We start from the raw sequence: 19,817 nt of genomic DNA on the forward strand, positions 1-19,817 counted from the left end.
ATGTGGTGTAACCAATAGCTATCATCGCTAACGTGGCCATGCGGTCGCGATCGAAGACGCGAAGGAGCGTGACGATGAACACCCCCGACACCCTGATCGAGCCGCCGTCGAAGTGGGAGTTCCGCGACGTCATGGGCCGGTTCGCCAGTGGCGTGACGGTCATCACCACGCGCGAGGACGACGTCGATTTCGGTGCCGCCGCCAGCGCCGTCAGCTCCCTCTCCGACGAACCGCCGATGATCCTCATCTGCCTGAACGTCACCTCCTCCACCGCCCAGGCCATCACCCGCACGGGAACCTTCGCCGTGAACGTCCTCGCCGAAGACTCCGCCCCCATCGCGCAGAGGTTCGCGAGCAAGGGCGACGACAAGTTCCAGTCGGTGGCCTTCGAGCGCGGTCACGGCGGCGCCCCGCTGCTGGCGGGCTCGATCGCGCAGTTCGAGTGCGTCGTCGAGGACTCCGTCCGAGGCGGAACGCACCTGGTCTTCCTCGCCCGTGTCGTGCGCGTCACGTCCCACCCCGGCAACCCGTTGGCATACTTCCGCGGGTCATTCGGGACGATGGAGACCGCGCCCGACTCCGCGGCGCTGCGCGCCGTGCGCGACTACGTGGTCAACACCGTCACCGACGAGTCGGTCCCGCTGGATGCTGAGGTCATCGCCGAGACGCTCGAGATCGAGATCGGGCGGGCGTTCCGCGCGCTGGTCGCCCTCGTGGACGAGGGCCTCGTCCGCCGCTCGGGAGCGAGCTTCGAGGTCGAGCCCGTGCCCGACCAGGTGATCTTCGACTACTACGCCGCCAAGCTGGCGATCGAGGTCGGCGCCGCCTCGCAGACGGTCGGGCGGCTCGCGGAGGACCAACTCGCGGAGCTGCGCCGTCTCATGGAGGCCACGCTCGAGTACGTGAACGACGACGAGTTCACCGACCCCGAAGGCTGGATCCGCTCCAACGCGGCCTTCCACGAGTACATCGTGACGCTCGCCGGCAGCGTCATCCTGACCGAGACCTACAAGGGCCTTCGCCTCCCGTCGCTCGAGCTGCGCACCATCCGCCAGTCGACGAAGGCCACGTCCAAGCTTCTCGATGACCACTCGGCGATCGTGGCGGGCTACGAGTCCGGCGATGTCGCGAAGGTCCTCGAGACCCTTGCCACCCACGCCCGCCGCCCGCAGGAGAGCCGCGCGGCCGCCGCATCCTGACGCAGCCCCCGCGCGTCCTGGCGCAGCGCCCGCGCTGACGTCAGGACAAGTGCCCGGATCAGGCCCGTTCCAGCAGAATCCCGCCTGATCCGGGCATCTTCCTGAATCCGGCCGCGGCTGGGCTGAGGGGGCAGCGCGCTGCAGCTGCCCCGTCAGATGGCGTCGAGTTCAACCATGGTCGCCGGCGGGATGATGAGGTCGCCGGCGGCGACGTTCTCTTCCAGGTGACCGACTGTGGTCGTGCCGGGGATGAGGAGCGTGTTCGGCGCATGGTGCAGCAGCCATGCCAGGCCAACCTGACCGGGGGTGGCGCCAAGGTGCTCAGCGGCGGCGAGGACGGCCGGGTGGTGCACCACGTTTCCGGCTCCCGGCAAGCCGCCGCCAAGAGGGAAGAACGGCACCCACGCGATTTCGTTCTCGAGGCAGACCTGAAGGACGTCTTCGAACTGACGATTGACGACGCTGTAGGAGTTCTGGACGCAGGCGATCCCGACGGGCAAAGCGCGCCGGACCGTTTCCGCGGTCACCCCGCTGAGCCCGATGCCATCGATCTTCCCCTCGTCTCTCATCTCTGTCAGTACGGCCAGCTGGTCGTCCAGGTCCACCACCTGGTCTCCCGCTGCGGTGATACCGGGTGCGACGTCGAGCCGGCGGAGGTTGACGAGGTCCAGCCGATCCACTCCCAGGCTCCGAAGATTGTCCTCAACGCCCTGGCGCAGTTCGGCTGGCTTCTGTGCCGGACGCAACGGGATCGGCGCCGCCTGAGGGTCGGGTACAGCTCCGACCTTCGTCGCGATCACGGCCCGCTCTTGCGGCACCACTTCCTCGCGGATCAGGTTGTTGACGAACCCCTCACCATAGAAGTAAGCCGTGTCGATGTGATCGACCCCGAGCTCGAGCACCCGCCGGAGAACGGCAGCACCTGCGGCCGGGCGGCCGCGGAAAGCTTCCAGTCGCATGCTGCCGTACCCGATGCGGGCAACGCTGCGGCTCCCTAGGCGGCCGTCGGTGACAGGAAGAGATACAGATTCAGACACGAAGAACCTCACAGACCCGGGGGGGGGGGGGGGGGTACCGGAGGGCCTCCGGGCGAGAAACGCTAGCACGCACGAAGGTGCACCAGGGTGTAAACCGCAACCGCAGCCGCGCCGCCGCCGCATCCTGACGTGTCCGGCCGCCCGCGCGGCGGCGTACGTCACATCACCATGCCGCCGTTGACGTTGATGGTCTGACCCGTGATGAACTGCGCCTCGTCCGAGCACAGGTAGACGATGGTGGCTGCCATCTCCGACGGGGGCACGACCCGCGGGATGGGCTGCAGCTGTACGAGCGAGTCCAGCAGCTCTTCGTCCTGCGGCAGCATCGCGGTGCGGGTGGCTGCGGGGGCCACCGCGTTGACGCGGATGTTCTCGCGTCCCACGAGCGCGGCGATGGCCCGCGTCATCCCCAGCACCCCTGCCTTCGACGCCGGGTACGCGGCCTGGAGGGGGTAGGGCGCGAGCGCGCCGACGCTGGAGATCGTGACGATCGCACCGCCCCGCTCCCCGGCCCGGCGGATCAGCGGCAGTGCCGCGCGCACGCAGTAGAACGTGCCGGTGAGATTGACGCGGATGACGAGGTCCCACGCCTCGTCGTCGATCGTGGACGGATCGGGGTCGCCGCCGCGCTCCGTCAGCCGCCACGGGGCATCCGCGATGCCGGCGGCGGTCACGAGCGCGTCGAGCCGCCCGTGGTCGGCCTCGATGCGGGCGAAGGCGGCATTCACCGCCCCGCTGTCGCCGACGTCCGTGGCGAGGGGGATGACTCCGGATGCCCCGCCCCAGGCACGTTCGAGGGTGTCGGCCGAGCGATCCAGGGCGTACACCACCGCGCCCTCGGCGCGCAGGCGATCAGCGACGGCGTGCCCGATGCCCTGAGCCGCGCCCGTGACGGCGGCCACACGCCCCTCGAATCGTCGCGCGCCCGGCCATTCCGCGCGGTCTGCGACCGTCTCGTCGTTCATCCTCGAACTCCCCCTTGCGTCGATGTCTGATTGTCGTACGATAATCCCACTTGGTGAGCGCACCCGGCCGAAATCCCGAGCGCGGGCGCTCCGTTCGACTTCGAGGGAGAATTCGAATGCACACTTTCCGCCGTCCTCAGACGGCGACGCTTTCCGTCGAGCGCGTCGCCATAGCCGGTGAATGCCCCGCGTGCGGGAGCGGCGATCTGCGCCGCTACCGGGTGCTGAGCGAGGGCGGCTGGTGGGATGCGGTGAAGTGCCAGGACTGCCTCCACTCCGTCGAGCGCACCAAGGCGCCGGCGCTCGGCAGCTTCGTGCCGCTGGGGACGACCGTCGAGGGCCTGTCGGGAGGAACCCGATGATCGGGGTCGACGTCGGCGGCACCTTCACCGACGTGGTGTCCATCCGCGACGGCCGGGTGGAGGTGACCAAGGTTCCGAGCGGACGTACCGACCCGGCCGGATCGGTCATCGAAGGCGCCCGGCGACTGGGGGTCGATCGGAGCGCGGTGTTCAACCACGCCAGCACGATGGGCCTGAACGCGGTGCTCGAGCGCCGCCTGCCGAAGGTGGGGCTCCTGACGACCGACGGCTTCCGGGACCTCCTCGACCGCGGCTCCGTGCACCGGCCGCTGGATGCGCAGACCGACCCGTCGTGGCGCCGCACGTTCGGTGACGCGGCGCGGCCGCTCATCCCGCGCTACCTCCGCCGTGGTGTGCGCGAGCGGATGACCGCGCAGGGTGAGGTGCTCTTCGAGCTCGACGAGGCGCAGGCCCGGCACGAGCTGGAGATCCTCGCGAAATGCCACGTCGAGGGCGTCGCGATCTGCCTGATCAACGCGTACGTGAACCCCGCGCACGAGCAGCGACTGCGCGAACTCACCCGCGAGGTGCTCGGCGACGACATCGAGGTGTCGATCTCCTCGGCCACCTCGCCGCTCGCCAAGGAGTACGAGCGATCCTCCACCACCGTGGTGGACGTCATCATGAAGCTGCTGTTCGGCGACTACGCCACGCGACTGAACGACGACCTCTCCGGCCTCGGATTCGGTGGCCAGCTGAACTTCGCCGACTGCGCGGCCAACCTCCTGCCGTGGGAGGAGGCGCTGCAGCGGCCCTTCCGCATCCTCTTCGCCGGCCCGGCAGCGGGCACGGTCTCCAGCGGGCATCTCGGCCGGGCGATCGGCCGCTCGAACATCCTGTGCGCCGACGTCGGCGGCACGTCCACCGACGTGTCGATCATCATCGACGACAAGCCGTTCGTGCAGAACACCTTCGAGATCGAGCATGACCTCATCATCAACGCGCTGTCGACCGAGGTCTCCAGCGTCGGCGCGGGCGGGGGAAGCCTGGTCACCGTGTCGTCGGCCGGCGGCATCCTTGTCGGTCCGGGCAGTGCGGGCGCCGAGCCCGGGCCCGCCTGCTACGGCCGCGGCGGCGCGCAACCGACGGTGACGGACGCCGCGTTGCTCATCGGCATCCTCGACCCCGACGGGTTCGCGGGGGGCGAGCTCACACTCGACTTCGCCGCCGCCCGCCGCGCTTTCGATGCGCTGGACACCCCGATCCCCTTCGCCGAGCGCGTCAGCACGGCCTACCGGCTCGCCGTGGCACACATGGCCGAGGAGATCCTCAACGTCGCGGTCCGCCACGGCGTGGACGTGCGCGACTTCTCGCTCATGGCGTACGGCGCCGCCGGTGGGATGCTGCTGCCCGCGGCGCTGGACCTCCTTCCGCTCCGCGAAATCGTGATTCCGCCGCATCCGGGGCTGTTCTCCGCCCTCGGGCTCCTCTCCACCGACCAGGTGTTCCACGAATCCGAGAGCGCGTACGTCGTCTTCTCGCCCGACTCGGCCGATCAGATCGCCGCCGTGTACGACGCGATGGAGGCCCGGCTGCGCGGCCGCCTCGGCGACGCGGCCGAGGGTCTGCCCGTGCGCCGGAGCTTCGACGGGCGCCTGGTCGGGCAGAGCTGGGAGACCCCGTTCGTGGGCATCCCCGACGGGCCCATCAGCGCGGAGTCGATCCTCGACGTGGTCGCCGGCTTCCACGACACGTACGAATCCCGCAACGGCAACCGCTTCGACGGATTCCCCGTGGAGGGGGTGACCTACCGCGTGGAGATCGTCGTGCCGGCCGAGAAGGTCGAGTACACGCCCGCTGCCGCACGCGAGTCGTTCCCGGCGACACCCGAGGGCACGGTGACCCTCGAGTACCTCACCGAGCAGCCCATCCAGGCCGAGTGGTACCGACGCGAAGCTCTCGAGGTGGGGGCGACCGTCACCGGACCCGCCGTCATCCGAGAGGAGCTCAGCACCACGTTCCTCATGCCGGGCCAGACGGCTGTCATCGGCCGCTGCGGAGAAATCGTCATCACCTCGGGGAGGACCGCGTGAGCACCATCGACACCGCACCGCAGAGGCGCACGCTCCTCCGCGACCTCGACGTCGCGGCGTTCCGCGACCGCTACGACTGCGACCGCTACACCGCGACGGTGCTCGGCAACCGCTTCGACTACCTCGTGGAGCACATGAGTGCGCGCCTGCTGACCGGCGCCTTCTCGCCGGTGCTGCGCGACTTCTACGACCTCGCGTGCACGATCGCCGGCCCGCCCGAGCTCGACTATCCGGTCCCCGCCGCCAGCAACGGCATCGTGCTGATGGCCGGCACGACGATCGACGCCGTGCCGAACATGGTCGGAGAGTTCGGTGTCGGCCGGCTGCGGCCGGGCGACGTGCTCATCGCCAACGACCCGTACCGCACGGGTAACCACAACAACGACCTCGTGTTCACCCGCCCCGTGTTCCGCGAGGGCCGCATCGTCGCGTTCGTGACGCTCAATGCGCACCAGCTCGACATGGGCGGCACCGTCCCCGGCGGGTTCAGCGCGACCAAACAGAACGTCTTCGAGAACGGTCTCGTCCTGTCGCCTCGGCTGCTGGTGAGCGAGGGCGTCAACGTGCCCGAGAACTGGAGCGTCATCTTCGACAACGTGCGCATGGCCGAGGTGCTCTACCCCGACATGCTGACGGTGTGCTCGAGCCTGGAGCTCGGCGAGACGCTCGTGAACGAGTCCATCGACCGCTACGGACTGCCGGCGTTCCACGGCGCCATGCGGTACGCGACCGACGTCGCCGCCGAGCGGATGGCCGTGGGGATGGCGGAGCTTCCCGACGGCGACTGGGAGGCCGAGCACGGGGTGGACTGCGATGGCATCGACGACACCGAGTCGTACCCCGTGCACGTGGCCATCCGCAAGCGCGGCGACCGCATCGAGGTCGACCTGTCGGGCACGCACCGCCAGGCGCGCACGTCGATCAACGCCACCGTGTGGGAGGTCAAGACCGCCATCGGGGTCGCCCTGAAGTACAACTTCGACCCGCGCGGCCGCTTCAACTCCGGCCTGTTCCGCAACATCGACATCGTTATCCCGGAGGGCAGCGTCGTCTCGGCGCTGCCGCCGGATGGGGCGGTGTTCCTCTACTTCGAGCAGAGCCAGGTCATTCTTGCGACCGCGCTCATGGCGCTGGAGAAGGCGATGGGCGACCGGGCGATCGCCGGTGACCGCGCCGGCACGAACCTGCACACGGCGTTCGGTGCGTGGCCGAACGGCACCCCGTGGGTGTCGGCCATGCAGTGCGGCGGCGAGATCGGACCGTTCGGCGCGAACCGCCACGGCGACGCCGACACGCAGTGCATGTCGTACCTGGCCAACGGCGTGGCCCCGTCGGTCGAAGCCGTGGAGAAGGACAGTCCGGTCGTGATGCTCCGTCACGAGCCCGTCCCCGACACCGCGGGGCCGGGGTTCCACCGGGGCGGCAACGCGATGCTCCGCGACACGCTGTGGCTGACCGATGCGGCGCACTCCATCATCGAACTGCGGCACAAGTCGGTCACGGGCTTCGGGGTCTACGGCGGCGGCAGCGGGGTGAACGGTGGGGTGTGGATCTATCCGCCGACGAGCGACGGGGCGCGCGACGCTCCGGCCACCGGGCCCGACTCCTTCCGCAACGGCACGCCGTGGGCGGGTGTGCTGGACCCGGACACGCACGCGCCATCACGCGACGGCCGATATCACTACCCGTTCTCGTCGGCGAACGTCAGCACCCCGAACTCGGTGCTCCGCTACATCACCAATGGCGCCGGTGGGTGGGGCGACCCGCTCGAGCGCGACCCCGACCGGGTGCGCGTCGACGTCCGCGACGAGTACGTCACCATCGAGGGTGCTGCGCGCCTCTACGGCGTCGTGGTGACGGGAGACCCGGCCGAGGATCCCGAGGGCGTCGCGGTCGACGAGCCGGCCACGGCCGCCCTCCGGGCGCGCATGCGGGCAGCAACCCGATCGTGATGGAATTTATATATACCCGTTGAAACCTCCTGTGTAAGATTGCCCCACTGTCCGACAATGCGGTCGGACCATGACAACGAAGTCAGGGAGACAGTCACATGCGCAGAGGAATCAAGAGCGCTCTGGGAATCGGCACGGTCTTATCCATCGTCGCGCTCGCAGGGTGCGCGGGTGGCGGCGGAGAGACCGAGCCGGGCGTTTCCGAGGGATCCGGCGACGTCGAGCTCACCTACATGGACGAGGAAGGGAACTGTGCCGCCGGCCCCGCGGACGGCGTCGAGTTCGAGGCCGCTCAGGAGTACATCGCGTCGTTCGGCGAGCCGGTGGAAGAGCTGCTCTTCACCGAACCGCTGCCCGAGCCGGTGAGCCCCGACACCACGGTCGCGTTCCTCAACAATGACACCGCCGTCGCCGGAATCATGTACTCGTTCATGGAGCAGGCGGCCGCGGGTGCGGGTGTCGAGCTCATCAACGTCAGCACCGGCACCGACGCGCAGAGCATCAACTCCGCCCTCAACTCCGTCGTGGAGATGAACCCCGACGTCGTCATCGCCGTCGCCAACGACGCCGTCTTCTGGCAGGACCAGCTCCAGGCCCTGATGGACAACGACGTCGCCATCGTCTACGCCTCGCAGCCGAACGCGGAGGAGTTCGGTCTGAACGACAGCCTCGGCGGTTACAACGTCTCCCTGGTCAACGGCAAGGTTCTCGCCGACGCGGCGGTCGCCTTCACATGCGGCACGGGCAGTGAGTTCGTCTTCTACAACATCCCCGAGCTGGGCTTCTCCCAGATCCAGCTCGAGGCGGCCCAGGAAGAACTCGCGACGATCTGCCCCGACTGCAACCTGCGCGTCGTCGACATCTCGATCGCCGACCCGAGCCCGGCGGACAAGATCGTCAGCGACCTGCAGACGCACCCGGAGACGCAGTTCTTCGTCACGCCCGCCGACCAGTTCCAGGTCGGGCTCGCGGAGAAGGCCGGGCTCGCGGGCCTGGAGAACGCGTATGGCATCGGACAGTCTTCGCTGCCGCCGAACATGCAGCAGATCGCGGACGGGCTGCAGACCGCCGGGTTCGGCGTTGACCTGAACATCTTCATGTGGATGCTGCTGGATGAAGGCTTCCGCAAGATGCAGGGCGTGTTCACCGAGTACGAGGACTGGGAGGCCGTCGGCCGCTCCGTCTCGCGCGTGATCACCCCGGCGAACGCGGAGGAGTACCTGCAGGGCTTTGTCGCCTTCCCGGGTATGGAAGAGGAATTCACGACCCTGTGGGGCGTGACCAAGTAACCCGATCCGAGGGGGCGTCGCGGATCCCGCGGCGCCCCCTCGCTCATTTGTGAGAAAGGCATGAGCATGCCGGACATGCCAGCAGGAACGCTCCTGGACTTCGCGGCGCAGCTGCTCGGAAACGAGCACGTCTCGCGCGGCGACGACCTGGACGACTACCTGGACACCTATGCCCTGGGAGACCCCGGGAAGTTCGCGCCGGCGGGGGCGGTGCGCCCCGCCAGCACCGAGGACGTGCAGGCGATCGTCCGCGAGGCGAATGACCTCGGCGTCGCGCTCTGGCCGTTCGGCCGCGGCAAGAACTTCGGGTACGGCGGGCCCGCGCCGCGCGTCTCCGGCAGCGTCACGGTCGACCTCTCCCGCATGAACCGTGTGCTGCACGTCGATGACGAGACCGCGTACGCGATCGTCGAACCCGGTGTGCGGTTCTTCGACCTCTACGACGCACTCCGCGAACGCGGCTCGCGGCTGTGGGCCTCGGTTCCCGACCTCGGGTGGGGGAGCGTCGTGGGCAACGCCCTGGAGCGCGGCTACGGCTACACGGCGCACGGTGACCACCAGCAGTTCATCTGCGGCATGGAGGTCGTGCTGCCGACCGGCGAGGTCATCCGCACGGGTATGGGGGCCCTCCCGGGGTCCGAGGCATGGGCGCTGTACCGCGGAGGCTTCGGCCCGGGCCTGGAGGGCCTGTTCCTGCAGTCCAACCTCGGAATCGTGACGAAGATGGGCGTGTGGCTGATGCCGCGCCCGGAGGAGTTCGCCGCGTGCCGGCTCGCGATCGAGCGCGAGGAGCAGCTTCCGCAGCTCGTGGATGTCATCCGCGAGCTCAAGCTCGACGGAACCATCGACGGCGTCGTCAATGCCGCCAACGCGGTCGGGGTGGCCGCCGGGATGGCTCCGCGCGAGCGGTGGTACGACGGCGACGGGATCGTCCCCGACGACGTCGTGGACGTAATCGCGGGCGACCTCGGGCTCGGCCGCTGGAACATCAAGTGCGCCGTGTACGGGACCGCGGCGATGCTCGATCTCAAGTTGGCGCGGATGCGTGCCGCCATCGAGGACATTCCCGGCGGCAGCGTCGTGGTGAACCGCTACGCGGGTGACACCCCCGCCGCTGACATCCCGCCGCTGGATCACTTCGCCGCCGGCATCCCCGGCATGATCCTGGCCGACGGAGTCCGGTGGCGGGCGAACGGCCCCACCGGCGCGCACATCGGGCTCTGCCCCGTGTCGCCGCTGACAGGAGCGCACGTGGCCGCGGTCTCCCGCATCATGCGCCAGCACATCGAGGCCGCCGGATTCGACTACATCGGCGGATGGCTTGCCACCGAGCGCCATGCCGTCAACGTGCTCATGATCTTCTTCGACGCCGCCGACGTCGAGGAGTCGCGAAAGGTGGCGCAGGCCTTCGCCGAACTCGTCCCGATGCTCGCAGAGCACGGCTACGGCGAGTACCGCGCGCATCTGGAGTTCATGGACCTCGTCGCCGACCAGTTCTCGTGGAACGACAGCGCGCTGCGGGAGTTCACCCGGACGCTGAAGGATGCCGTGGACCCTCGCGGCATCCTCGCGCCGGGCAAGCAGGGCATCTGGCCCCGCAGCGGCCCGGCGGCCCGCCCGTGATCCGCACGCGGGCCCTCGTCGCCCGGGGCGACGGATCCCGTCCGCGCGTGACCGACGTCGACCTGCAAGAGCCCGGGGAGCTGGAGGTGCTGGTCGAGATCATCGCCGCGGCGGTATGCCGCACCGAGCTGCTCACGATCGATCGCCGGAGTGCCGATCCGGACGCAGCCCCCGGCCCGCCCACGATCCTCGGGCACGCTGCCGTGGGCGTCGTGTCCGCGGTCGGCGGCGACGTGGAGCGGGTGCGTCCGGGACAGCCCGTGATCGTCACCGGCACGCGCCAGTGCGGTCGATGCTTCTTCTGCACCCATGGCGCACCGGGGGCGTGCGACGAGATCTTCCAGTACATGACCCGCGAGATCGGCACCGCTGCGGACGGGGAGGAGATCTTCTCCGACGGCGGGATCGGCACGCATGCCGAGCGCATGGTCTTCCCCGAATCCAACGTGGTGCCCATCCGCGGCGGTGCCGACCCGCGCCACCTCGCGATGCTGGGCTGCGGCATCCCCTCGGGCGCGGGTGCCGTGAGCGAGGTCGCGAAGGTGCGCTCCGGAGAATCCGTGGCGGTCTCCGGATGCGGGCACGTCGGCCTGTGGATGATCCAGGCGGCCCGAGCCGCCGGAGCCGGCACCATCATCGCCATCGACCCCGATCCCGCGCGCCGCGACATCGCCCTCGGGATGGGAGCAACTCACGTGCTCGACCCCGGTGACGCCGTGGTGCAGCACGTGCGGGCCCTGACGGAAGGCCGTGGCGTGGACGTCGGACTCGAGGCGGCCGGCACCACCGCAGCGATGGAGCAGTCGTTCGAGATGACCCGATACGGCGGACGCGTGGTGCCCACGGGCCTCGAGAGCGAGGTCGCCCGGGTGAGTCTCAACAACCTGCAGTACTCCCTCGGCTCGCGCACCATCACCGGCGCGCAGTGCGGGGGCGGCGACGTATTGTCCCTCGTGCCGAGGCTGGAGCGGATGCTCGAGGACGGGATCCTCGATGCCCGGTCGATCCTCACGGCCGAGCGCAGCCTGGAGGACGCCGCCGAGGTCTACGACCTGCTCGCCCTCCCCGCCCACCTGACCGGTGTGCTGACGATGCGCGGCGGCGGTCAAGGACGTGCGACCCACTGAGGTTCCGCGGGTAATGCGTGGTGGCGGACGTGGCGGTGCGAGACCGCGATGTGGTGACGTGAGAAGCAGCAGAAAAGGAGAACGATGTCGACGACGACACGCGAAGCGGTTCTGAGCGCGGACGAGGTCGTCGCGCGGGCGCGATCGCTGAAGGAACTCATCCGCGATCAGCAGGATGCAGCGGAGGAGCGCGGCCACTACACCGAAGCGGTCCACGAGCGCATGATCGAGCTCGGTCTCTACCACCTGCTGACTCCGCGGCGTTATGGCGGATATGAGGTGTCGCTGAAGACCTGGCTGCGCACGGTCGTGGAGATCTCGTCCGGAGACCCGGGCACCGGGTGGTGCTATTGCCTCGGGCACTCGCACAACATCCAGGCCGCATCCCTCTTCGGCCAGCGCGTCCAGGATGACCTCTTCGGCACCGCGGCGGGCTACTTCCGTGCGTCCCACAGTCTCGCGCCGGCCGGCGTCGCCGTCCCCGTCGAGGGCGGGTACCGGCTCACGGGTGTCTCCCGGTACCAGTCCGGCTCCCCGTACTCGACACATGCGATCGTGCTGGTGCGGGTGGCGGACCCGGCATCCGAGGGGGCAGAGGTGGCTCCGCAGGCCCTGCAGGCCATCATCCCGGCGGAGCAGTTCCGGCTGCTCGACGATTGGGGTGGCGGCCGAGTCCTGGGGATGCGGGCGAGCGGGTCGAACTCCGTCGCGTTCGACGACGTGTTCGTTCCCGCCGACCGGATGGTGCCGCCCACGTGGGCGGGTCAGACCCCGCCGGAGGAGACCGGAGCCGGCGTGCACGGCAACCCGATGTACATCGGCAGCGTGCAGACGTTCCTCGGCGCCGAGCTTGCCGCCGTCATGGTGGGCACCGCCCGTGCCGCGATCGACGAGTGGACGGAGCTGTCCCGCACGCGGATGAGTCCCCTCCCGCCGTTCGTCCCCCGCGATCACGACCCGGCGAGTCAGCGGATCCTCGGCGAAGCCACGGTCAAGGCGGATGCGGCCGAAGCGATGCTCCTCCAGGTGGCGGAGACGATCGAGCGCTGGTCGGCAGACTTCGCCGCAGGTACCGCGCCGCTCACGCGCGGCATGGACACACGCCTGAACGGGCTGAGTCTGGAGGCCGGGCGACTGGCGGCTGAGGCGGCCGAGATGCTCGTCCAGTCGGCGGGGTCTTCCGAGGCGCGTCCGGGTCGCCGGATGGAGCGCTACTCGCGGGACGTGCAGATGTACCGCACGCACGCGGCCGCGCAGTACGGCGCGTGGATGCAGGGGATCGGTGCCACCGTCCTCGGTGTGCAGGAGTCGGCCTTCGACCTGCCGAAGGTTCCGACCGGGACAGAAGGACGATGACGATGGCCGGAACGCTCTCTGTGGAGGCCCGTCACGCGGTGCAGGATCTTCTCATCGACCTCAACTGGGCGCTGGACACCGGCGACGTCGAGCGCTTCGCGGGCGTCTTCTCCCCGGACGCCGACTTCGTGGTCGAGTCGGACGACGATCGTCACCGGATCGAAGGACGAGACGGGATGGTCGCCGACTTCCGCGCCCGTCTCGCCTCGTCCGCGGGCGGCTCGCAGCACCGGGTGACGAACAGCCTGTTCGTGCCGGGAGCCGATGGGTCCTGCACCGTGTGGTCGTACTGGTCCACCAGCGTGCGCTCGCCGCAGACGGGCGAGGTGGATCTCGCCGCCAGCGGGTGGATCTGCGACCGCCTCGAAGAGGAGGCGGGCAACTGGGTGATCCGGCACCATCACGTGACCATCTGGCGCGACGGGACGACTCACCCGCTCTCGGGCGCCGTCTGCTGCTGATCCGCGGTCTTCCACACCTCGCGGGCCGCGGCGATCACGGCGCGTGTGGCCGGAGACGGCCGCATCCGACGTGACCACGCCAGCGCCACGTGCTCGACGGGGAGTCCGGTCTCCAGCGGGCGCACGGCGAGGGCGCGGCCCTCGTGGCTGACGTCTCCGTACGGGCGGTGGATGTGGATGGTGTAACCGAGCCCGCGGCCGACGAGCGAGCGCGCCAGCTCGGAGCTCGGGGAGCGGAACGCCACTTTCGGCGACAGGCCGGCGGTGTGGAACATCGATGCCGCGTGAGTGGCCCCCGGCTCGGTATCCAGCATGATCCAGCTCTCATCGACCAGGTCGGCCAGCTCGACCCGCTCGCGCTCGGCGAGGGGATGACCGGCGGGAAGTACCACCTGAACGGGCATGGGGCGCAGTCGGATGAAGTCCAGGTCGACTGGCAGCCGATGGTCGAGGGCGATGGCCACGTCGACCTCCCCGGAGCTCACGCGCGGCCAGAACGACTCCTCGAGCCCGAGCTCCGCGGTGAGGACGAGACCGGGGTGCTTCCGGGAGAGAGCATCGATGATGGGCGGCAGGATCGTCGGTGCCATCTCGTCCGACCCCCCGATCAGCACGGCGCCGGAGACGGGAGCCGCAGAGCCGGTGAAGTCCTGCTCGAGCAGCGCCGCCTCGGCCACGAGGGCGCGGGCACGGTCACGCAGCTCACGGCCGCTCGTGGTGAGGGAGACGCCGTACGCCCGGCGCCGCACGCACAGCCGCACGCCGAGGGAGCGCTCCAGCGTCGTCAGCGCGCCCGCCACGGCCGAGGGTGAGGCGTGCAGCAGCGCGGCAGCCTCCGACATCGAGCGGGAATCGGCGATCGCGAGGAAGTACTCGAGCTGTCTGAGCGTGATGTTGCTGGGCACGATGCTCCCGGTCGGTCCGCGGGGCACATCGCGGCGCAGCCGTCGTGCTTCCTCGCTTTATCGGTGGTCTGATGCATGGTATTCGCCGCGGGCATGTGATGACGTGGTGACGGCGGCTCGACAGCGGATCCGCCGGAGGAGGGCACAGATGACGCGTATCCAGGGAAGGGTCGCCGTCGTGACGGGGGCGGGTTCCGGCATCGGGCGGTCGATCGCGCATCGCCTCGCCGCGGGTGGCGCCGCCGTGGCGGTGGCCGACATCGACGCGGAGCAGGCGGAGCGCGTGGCGGGCGAGATCGGTGGCAGGGGGTATGCCGTGGACGTGAGCGACCCCGGCAGCGTGGCCGCTCTGGCGGCGGATGTCCGACGGGATCTCGGTACCGCCGGCATCCTCGTGAACAACGCCGGTGTGGCATCGACCGCGCCGTTGGCGGAGATGACCGACGCCGACTGGGCGTGGATGCTGGGAGTGAACCTCCTCGGCCCGATCCACGGCGTGGCGGCGTTCCTGCCCGATCTCCGCGCCGAACGGGGGCACGTGCTGAACACCGGATCGATGGCCGGTCTGGCTGCAGACACGGGATCCGGCGGTTACGGCGTGACCAAGTCGGCGCTGACCGCCTACACCGAGGTACTGGCACGCGAGCTCGCCGACGACGGCGTGGGGGTCACGCTCCTGGCACCGGGGCCGGTGCGCACCCGGCTGGGCTCGAGCTCCCGCAATCGCCCCGCCGACTCCCGGGGCGCGCTTCGGGACAAGGACCTCACCGTCGAGGAGGGTGGGACCCTGCCCTGGCTGGACCCCGACGAGGTCGCCGAGGTCGCCATCCGTGCGATCGAGGCGAACAGCCTCTATGCGCTCACCCATTTCGAGTGGCGCGACATCGTCACGTCGCGGCACCGGGCGATCGAGCAGGCGTTCGACGGCGCGCTCAGCGCTCGGAAAGGGGATGCGTGACCGCTCCGGGCCACCGCTGCAGCCACCGGTAGACGAACCGCCACTCCCCGTCGCGCCGCTCCACGATGTCTTTCGAGTGGCCGGTGGAGTGGAACGACACCTCGCCGTTCGCGCGGTGGCTCGTGAACCAGTACGAGCGCAGGATCCACCGGTCGGGTGACCCCGCCGGGTCGGGGAGATACATCCGGTTGGATTCGCGGTGCTGGTGCCCGGCGTATCCCCCGAAATGGCTGGCGGCGAACTCCCGGATCGAGCCGACCCCGCGCCGCGCATCGATGGACCCGTCCAGCTGCGTCTCCTCGAGAACGGCGTCATCCCAGAACGTGCCCAGATAACGCTCGAGGTCCTGCGTGTCGAGTGCCCACAGGTAGTCCACGTAGAGGTCGTCGATCGCGAACCGGACGTCTGCGGCGGGGCCGGGCGGGCGGGTGGATGTCATGGCGTGCGCTCCTCGGGACTCTCCGGCGATCTCCATCGGGCCGCCGTCGCCAGACCGTACGCACGTGCGCGGGTGGTGGTCAAACCGCCTTTTCCGGGCAATCACCGCAAGAAGCGAGCGGAAGTCGGCGTGAGCCTGCCTGATATAGATATACATCTTGCAACTTTTCTGTATGCTTGGCTCATTGTCGGACAATCCTTCTTCGGACGATGAGGTCGTTGAAAACGAGCCGCGCAGACGCGGCCGTCGGGGAGAGAAAGCGAACACCATGCAAAGACGCATCAAGAACGTCCTGGGATTCACGAGCCTGGTGACGGTGGCGCTTCTCGCCGCCGGCTGCTCCGGGGGTGGCGGCGACGCCGGGGGCGGCGGCGGAGGAGGCGAGTCCGAGGTCGAACTCACCTACATGGCCGACGACGGAACCTGCGCGACCGACCCCATCGAGGGCATCGACTTCGAGTCAGCGCAGGAATTCATCGCGCCGTTCGAGGAGCCCGCGACGTCGATCCTCGCGACCGAGCCGCTTGAGGAGCCGGTGTCACCCGACACGACGGCCGTCTACCTCAACAACGGCACGCCGGTGGCGGCGATCTTCCAGGAAAGCCTTGCGGCTGCGTCCGCGGCGGCCGGGATCACGTTCGTCAACGTCGACACCGGCTCGGACGCTCAGAGCATCAACTCGGCCATGAACTCGGTCGTGGAGATGCAGCCGGACATCGTCTTCGATCAGTCGGTCGACGCAATCTTCTTCCAGGACCAGCTGAAGCAGCTGCAGGATCAGGGCGCCGTGGTGGTTTACGGCGGTCAGCTCAACGCCGAGGAGTTCGGGCTCGTCGATTCTCTGGGCGGGCTGGGCAGTGTCACGGTGAACAGCGACGTGCTCGCGGCCGGAGCCGTCACGCTCACCTGCGGCACTGCGACCGAGTTCGTGGCCTACAGCATCCCGGAGCTCCCCTCCTCGGCGCTGCAGAACGTGCGCATCGCGGAGAAGCTCGAGGAGCTCTGCGCCGAGTGCACCCTGCGTATCGTCGACATCTCCATCGCCGACCCGAGCCCGGCCGACAAGATCGTGTCGGACCTGCAGGCGCACCCCGAGACGCAGTTCTTCATCAGCATGGGCGACCAGTTCCAGATCGGGCTGCAGGATAAGGCGGCCCTCGCCGGCATCGAGAACGCCTACGGACTCGGCCAGTCGTCGCTGCCGCCGAACTTCCAGCAGATCGCCGACGGCCAGCAGGTCGCCGGCTACGCGGTGGACTTCGGCCTGTTCATGTGGCTGCAGGTCGATGAGGGCCTGCGCCGGATGCAGGGCATGGATGTGCCCTACCTCGGCGACTGGGTGAACACCGCCCAGACGCTCTCCCACTTCGTGACCATTCGCAACGCCGAGGACTCCCTCGGCACCGGGTACGTGGCGTACCCGGGTATGGAGGACGAGTTCAAAACCCTGTGGGGAAAGTAATTCGATGACCGATGTTTCATCCGGACGCGGGGCGGCTTCGGCCGCCCCGCGGCTCCTCCGTATCGACGGCATCATCAAGGACTTCCCGGGCAACCGGGCGCTGGATGAGGTCTCACTCGATGTCGCCAGCGGCGAGATCGTCGCCGTCGTCGGTCACAACGGGTCGGGCAAATCGACCCTCGTGAAGATCCTCGACGGCGTGTACACCTCCGACGGCGGCACCGTCGAGCTGGCCGAGGTGGACGGACAGCAGACCAACCTCTACGTCATCCACCAGGACCTCGGTCTCGCGAAGGAACTGACGGGGCTGGAGAACCTGGGGATCACCAAGGACAAGGGCATTTCGGCGCTCGCTCCATTCCACAGCAAACGCGAACGTGCGCACGCCCGCGAGCTGATCGGCCGCTTCGGTGAGCCGTTCGACCTCGATGTGCCCATCGGCAGCCTCGCTCCGGCGCAGCGCTCGATCATCGGGATCGCTCGCGCGCTCGACGGCTGGACCCACCCCCGCAACATCCTCATCCTCGACGAGCCCACCGAGGCCCTGCACGCGAGCGAAGTGAAGGTGCTCTTCGAGGCCGTGAAGTCGCTGGCTGCCGCCGGCGCCGGGGTCATCTTCATCTCCCACCGCCTCGACGAGGTGCTGGAGATCGCCGATCGCGTGGTCATCCTGCGCGACGGGGTGAAGGTCGCCGATGAGTCGCGGGTCACGATGGACCACGACCGGCTCGTCTCCTTCGTCACCGGCGTGCCGGTGGGCGAGGCCGAGACGGGTGAGCCGTTCCGTGGCGACCTGGGCGCTGTTGCGCTGGACGTGAGGGGCCTCACCGGCGCGGCGCTGGACGGGGTCGACATCACGATCCACGCCGGCGAGGTCGTCGGCGTCGCCGGCGTGCTCGGCTCCGGCCGCGAAGCGCTCCCGGCCATGCTGTTCGGTTCGATCGACTCGGATGCCGAGACCTTCGCCGTGCAGGGCAAGAACTACCCGCACCGCAACCCGCAGGAGAGCATCCGGCGGGGGATGGGCTTCGTGCCGGGCGACCGGGCGCGCTTCGGGTCGGTGCGCCCCATGACCGCGCGGGAGAACGTGACGCTCCCCGAACTCAAATCGCTCACCGGTCCGCTCGGAGCGATCAGCGGCGCCCGCGAGCGGGCACACACGACCGAGCTCATGGCGAAGTACGACGTGAAGCCGCCGCGCGGCGAGCAGATCTTTGCGCAGTTCAGCGGCGGAAATCAGCAGAAGATCGTGTTCGCCAAATGGCTCCGCAACAACCCGGTCGTGCTGCTCCTGGAGGAGCCGACGCAGGGCGTGGACATCGGCGCGAAGCAGGCGATCTACGACGCCATCGACGCCGCGGCTGAGGGCGGAGCGGCCGTTCTGGTCTGCTCCTCCGAGGCCAAGGAGCTCGTCCGGCTGTGCAACCGCGTGCTGGTGCTGCGCGGCGGCAAGGTCGCGGCGGAATTGGCAGGTGATCAGCTGACCGAGACGGCGCTGATCATGGAGGGCTACGGGCTCGTGGGCAAGGGAGAGAAGTGAACAAGACCGAGACGATTCCCGTGGCCGAGGCCACCGGGTCGAACGCCACCGTCACGCGCGGAGGCTGGTGGCGGATGCTCTCCTTCCGCAACATCAGCGCGCTGTACATCTTCATCGTGCTGTTCGCGATCTTCGCGATCATCACCCCGCGGACGTTCCTCACTCCCGGCACGTGGCTCGTACTCCTGGACGCGCAGTCGATCACGGTGCTCGCGGCCATCGCCGTACTCATCCCGCTGGTCAACGGCGTCTTCAACCTGGCCATCGGCGCTGAGGTCGGCTTCGCGGTCATCCTCGTCGCGGTCCTCCAGGTGAAGTTCGGCGTGCCGTGGGGGATGGCGATCCCGCTGACGATCGCCGCCGGAGCGCTCATCGGACTGATCTCCGGCCTCATCATCACCAAGGGCAAGATCGACAGCTTCATCGCCACCCTGGGTATGAGCTCGATCCTCCTGGCGGGGCTGGCGTTCATGTCGGAGAGCCGTCAGATCATCGGGCTGGAGGAGGGCTTCCGCGCCTTCGCCACCGGCGGCCTGCCGCTCTCGCCCGACAACCCGAGCCTGAAGATCACCAACCCGGTGTTCATCATGCTGATCATCGCGCTGATCGTCTGGTACGCCCTGGAGCGCACGCCCTTCGGTCGGCGCATGTACGCCGCCGGTTACAACCCGGACGGCGCGCGCCTGTCGGGCGTGAACGTGTCGCGCCTGCAGATCCTCTCGCTCGTCGCCGGTGGCGTCATCGCGGCCTTCGCCGGTGTGCTCCTGACATCCCGGATCAACGCCGGTGACCCCACGGTCGGTCCCGGCCTGCTGCTGCCCGCGCTGACCGCGGTGTTCCTCGGGTCGACGCAGTTCAAGGGCGGCCGTTTCAACGTGTGGGGAACGGTCATCTCGGTGTACGTGCTCGCCGTCGGCATCAAGGGGCTGCAGCTCCTGGGCGCGCAGAACTGGGTCAGCGACCTGTTCAACGGTGTCGCGCTGCTCGCCGCCGTCGGTCTCTCGCGCTGGGAGCGCACGGCCAAGCGTGGCAGCGCCATCCGCCGCGCGCTGCCGTTCCGCAAGCGCGGGGCCTGACGCCGCATCCCCCGGACGCCCCCGCTTCGGCGG

17 protein-coding genes are annotated in these 19,817 nt (G+C 69.1%); 13 read left to right on the forward strand and 4 right to left on the reverse strand.

Translation table 11 applies throughout. From position 1 onward, the window contains the following. Positions 1-74: 74 nt before the first annotated feature. A complete protein-coding gene (locus AC2DFQ_RS13765) occupies positions 75-1,199 on the forward strand; it encodes a flavin reductase (protein ID WP_484534283.1) in 1,125 nt (374 codons plus the stop codon). A 152-nt stretch (positions 1,200-1,351) separates the two neighbouring features. Here the strand turns inward: AC2DFQ_RS13765 and AC2DFQ_RS13770 are convergent, their stop codons facing one another. Then, entirely contained in the window at positions 1,352-2,248 is an 897-nt protein-coding gene (locus tag AC2DFQ_RS13770) for an aldo/keto reductase (RefSeq protein ID WP_484507922.1), read from the reverse strand. Positions 2,249-2,394: 146 nt separating this feature from the next. Further along, a complete protein-coding gene (locus AC2DFQ_RS13775) occupies positions 2,395-3,201 on the reverse strand; it encodes an SDR family NAD(P)-dependent oxidoreductase (protein ID WP_484507923.1) in 807 nt (268 codons plus the stop codon). Positions 3,202-3,317: 116 nt separating this feature from the next. Here AC2DFQ_RS13775 and AC2DFQ_RS13780 point away from each other — a divergent pair, with 116 nt between their 5' ends. The 8 genes from AC2DFQ_RS13780 to AC2DFQ_RS13815 all read left to right on the forward strand — a co-directional run bounded on the left by AC2DFQ_RS13780 (position 3,318) and on the right by AC2DFQ_RS13815 (position 13,404). Further along, positions 3,318-3,563, forward strand: coding sequence for a hypothetical protein (locus AC2DFQ_RS13780; RefSeq protein WP_484507924.1), 246 nt, complete (start codon positions 3,318-3,320; stop codon positions 3,561-3,563). Continuing rightward, positions 3,560-5,596, forward strand: coding sequence for a hydantoinase/oxoprolinase family protein (locus tag AC2DFQ_RS13785; RefSeq protein ID WP_484534284.1), 2,037 nt, complete (start codon positions 3,560-3,562; stop codon positions 5,594-5,596). Before AC2DFQ_RS13780 ends, AC2DFQ_RS13785 begins: the two co-directional genes overlap by 4 nt. After that, complete coding sequence (locus tag AC2DFQ_RS13790; RefSeq protein ID WP_484534285.1) at positions 5,593-7,548, forward strand: hydantoinase B/oxoprolinase family protein; 1,956 nt, start codon at positions 5,593-5,595, stop codon at positions 7,546-7,548. Before AC2DFQ_RS13785 ends, AC2DFQ_RS13790 begins: the two co-directional genes overlap by 4 nt. 98 nt (positions 7,549-7,646) lie before the next feature. Beyond that, a complete protein-coding gene (locus tag AC2DFQ_RS13795; protein WP_484534286.1) occupies positions 7,647-8,837 on the forward strand; it encodes a sugar ABC transporter substrate-binding protein in 1,191 nt (396 codons plus the stop codon). 75 nt (positions 8,838-8,912) lie between these two features. Beyond that, positions 8,913-10,460 (forward strand): FAD-binding oxidoreductase, encoded by a 1,548-nt coding sequence (locus tag AC2DFQ_RS13800; protein ID WP_484534287.1) that lies wholly within the window; start codon positions 8,913-8,915, stop codon positions 10,458-10,460. A gap of 47 nt (positions 10,461-10,507) precedes the next feature. Beyond that, on the forward strand, positions 10,508-11,587 hold the full coding sequence (locus AC2DFQ_RS13805) for a zinc-binding dehydrogenase (protein WP_484534288.1): 1,080 nt from the start codon (positions 10,508-10,510) through the stop codon (positions 11,585-11,587). An 84-nt stretch (positions 11,588-11,671) separates the two neighbouring features. After that, positions 11,672-12,943, forward strand: a complete 1,272-nt coding sequence (locus tag AC2DFQ_RS13810) for an acyl-CoA dehydrogenase family protein (RefSeq protein ID WP_484534289.1) — start codon at positions 11,672-11,674, stop codon at positions 12,941-12,943. A gap of 2 nt (positions 12,944-12,945) precedes the next feature. Further along, positions 12,946-13,404, forward strand: a complete 459-nt coding sequence (locus AC2DFQ_RS13815; protein WP_484534290.1) for a nuclear transport factor 2 family protein — start codon at positions 12,946-12,948, stop codon at positions 13,402-13,404. On the opposite strand, the gene AC2DFQ_RS13820 is transcribed toward AC2DFQ_RS13815, so the two are convergent. After that, positions 13,374-14,309 carry a LysR substrate-binding domain-containing protein gene (locus AC2DFQ_RS13820; protein WP_484534291.1) on the reverse strand — a complete coding sequence of 312 codons (936 nt, stop codon included), beginning with the start codon at positions 14,307-14,309 and terminating at the stop codon, positions 13,374-13,376. The genes AC2DFQ_RS13815 and AC2DFQ_RS13820 overlap by 31 nt on opposite strands. A gap of 148 nt (positions 14,310-14,457) precedes the next feature. Here AC2DFQ_RS13820 and AC2DFQ_RS13825 point away from each other — a divergent pair, with 148 nt between their 5' ends. Continuing rightward, a complete protein-coding gene (locus AC2DFQ_RS13825; RefSeq protein WP_484534292.1) occupies positions 14,458-15,267 on the forward strand; it encodes an SDR family oxidoreductase in 810 nt (269 codons plus the stop codon). On the opposite strand, the gene AC2DFQ_RS13830 is transcribed toward AC2DFQ_RS13825, so the two are convergent. Beyond that, positions 15,242-15,706: a nuclear transport factor 2 family protein gene (locus AC2DFQ_RS13830; protein WP_484534293.1), complete on the reverse strand. Its 465-nt coding sequence runs from the start codon at positions 15,704-15,706 to the stop codon at positions 15,242-15,244. The two genes, AC2DFQ_RS13825 and AC2DFQ_RS13830, sit on opposite strands and share 26 nt — an antisense overlap. A gap of 268 nt (positions 15,707-15,974) precedes the next feature. On the opposite strand from AC2DFQ_RS13830, the gene AC2DFQ_RS13835 reads away from it, so the two are divergent. Genes AC2DFQ_RS13835 through AC2DFQ_RS13845 form a run of 3 tightly spaced genes read left to right on the forward strand, consistent with a single transcriptional unit; the run spans position 15,975 to position 19,784 of the window. Continuing rightward, positions 15,975-17,168, forward strand: a complete 1,194-nt coding sequence (locus AC2DFQ_RS13835) for a hypothetical protein (protein WP_484507935.1) — start codon at positions 15,975-15,977, stop codon at positions 17,166-17,168. 4 nt (positions 17,169-17,172) lie between these two features. Continuing rightward, positions 17,173-18,708, forward strand: a complete 1,536-nt coding sequence (locus tag AC2DFQ_RS13840) for a sugar ABC transporter ATP-binding protein (RefSeq protein ID WP_484534294.1) — start codon at positions 17,173-17,175, stop codon at positions 18,706-18,708. Then, positions 18,705-19,784, forward strand: a complete 1,080-nt coding sequence (locus AC2DFQ_RS13845; RefSeq protein WP_484507937.1) for an ABC transporter permease — start codon at positions 18,705-18,707, stop codon at positions 19,782-19,784. The genes AC2DFQ_RS13840 and AC2DFQ_RS13845 overlap by 4 nt, the downstream gene beginning before the upstream one ends. Positions 19,785-19,817 lie beyond the last annotated feature (33 nt).

It is taken from the genome of Microbacterium sp. Z11_20 (assembly GCF_057197605.1).

Excerpts from the sequence above, each read along its gene's own strand:
- AC2DFQ_RS13765 (WP_484534283.1), top strand. The coding sequence starts at position 75 with ATGAACACCCCCGACACCCTGATCGAGCCGCCGTCGAAGTGGGAGTTC.
- AC2DFQ_RS13775 (WP_484507923.1), bottom strand. The coding sequence starts at position 3,201 with ATGAACGACGAGACGGTCGCAGACCGCGCGGAATGGCCGGGCGCGCGA.
- AC2DFQ_RS13780 (WP_484507924.1), top strand. The coding sequence starts at position 3,318 with ATGCACACTTTCCGCCGTCCTCAGACGGCGACGCTTTCCGTCGAGCGC.
- AC2DFQ_RS13785 (WP_484534284.1), top strand. The coding sequence starts at position 3,560 with ATGATCGGGGTCGACGTCGGCGGCACCTTCACCGACGTGGTGTCCATC.
- AC2DFQ_RS13795 (WP_484534286.1), top strand. The coding sequence starts at position 7,647 with ATGCGCAGAGGAATCAAGAGCGCTCTGGGAATCGGCACGGTCTTATCC.
- AC2DFQ_RS13800 (WP_484534287.1), top strand. The coding sequence starts at position 8,913 with ATGCCAGCAGGAACGCTCCTGGACTTCGCGGCGCAGCTGCTCGGAAAC.
- AC2DFQ_RS13810 (WP_484534289.1), top strand. The coding sequence starts at position 11,672 with ATGTCGACGACGACACGCGAAGCGGTTCTGAGCGCGGACGAGGTCGTC.
- AC2DFQ_RS13815 (WP_484534290.1), top strand. The coding sequence starts at position 12,946 with ATGGCCGGAACGCTCTCTGTGGAGGCCCGTCACGCGGTGCAGGATCTT.
- AC2DFQ_RS13825 (WP_484534292.1), top strand. The coding sequence starts at position 14,458 with ATGACGCGTATCCAGGGAAGGGTCGCCGTCGTGACGGGGGCGGGTTCC.
- AC2DFQ_RS13830 (WP_484534293.1), bottom strand. The coding sequence starts at position 15,706 with ATGACATCCACCCGCCCGCCCGGCCCCGCCGCAGACGTCCGGTTCGCG.
- AC2DFQ_RS13835 (WP_484507935.1), top strand. The coding sequence starts at position 15,975 with ATGCAAAGACGCATCAAGAACGTCCTGGGATTCACGAGCCTGGTGACG.
- AC2DFQ_RS13840 (WP_484534294.1), top strand. The coding sequence starts at position 17,173 with ATGACCGATGTTTCATCCGGACGCGGGGCGGCTTCGGCCGCCCCGCGG.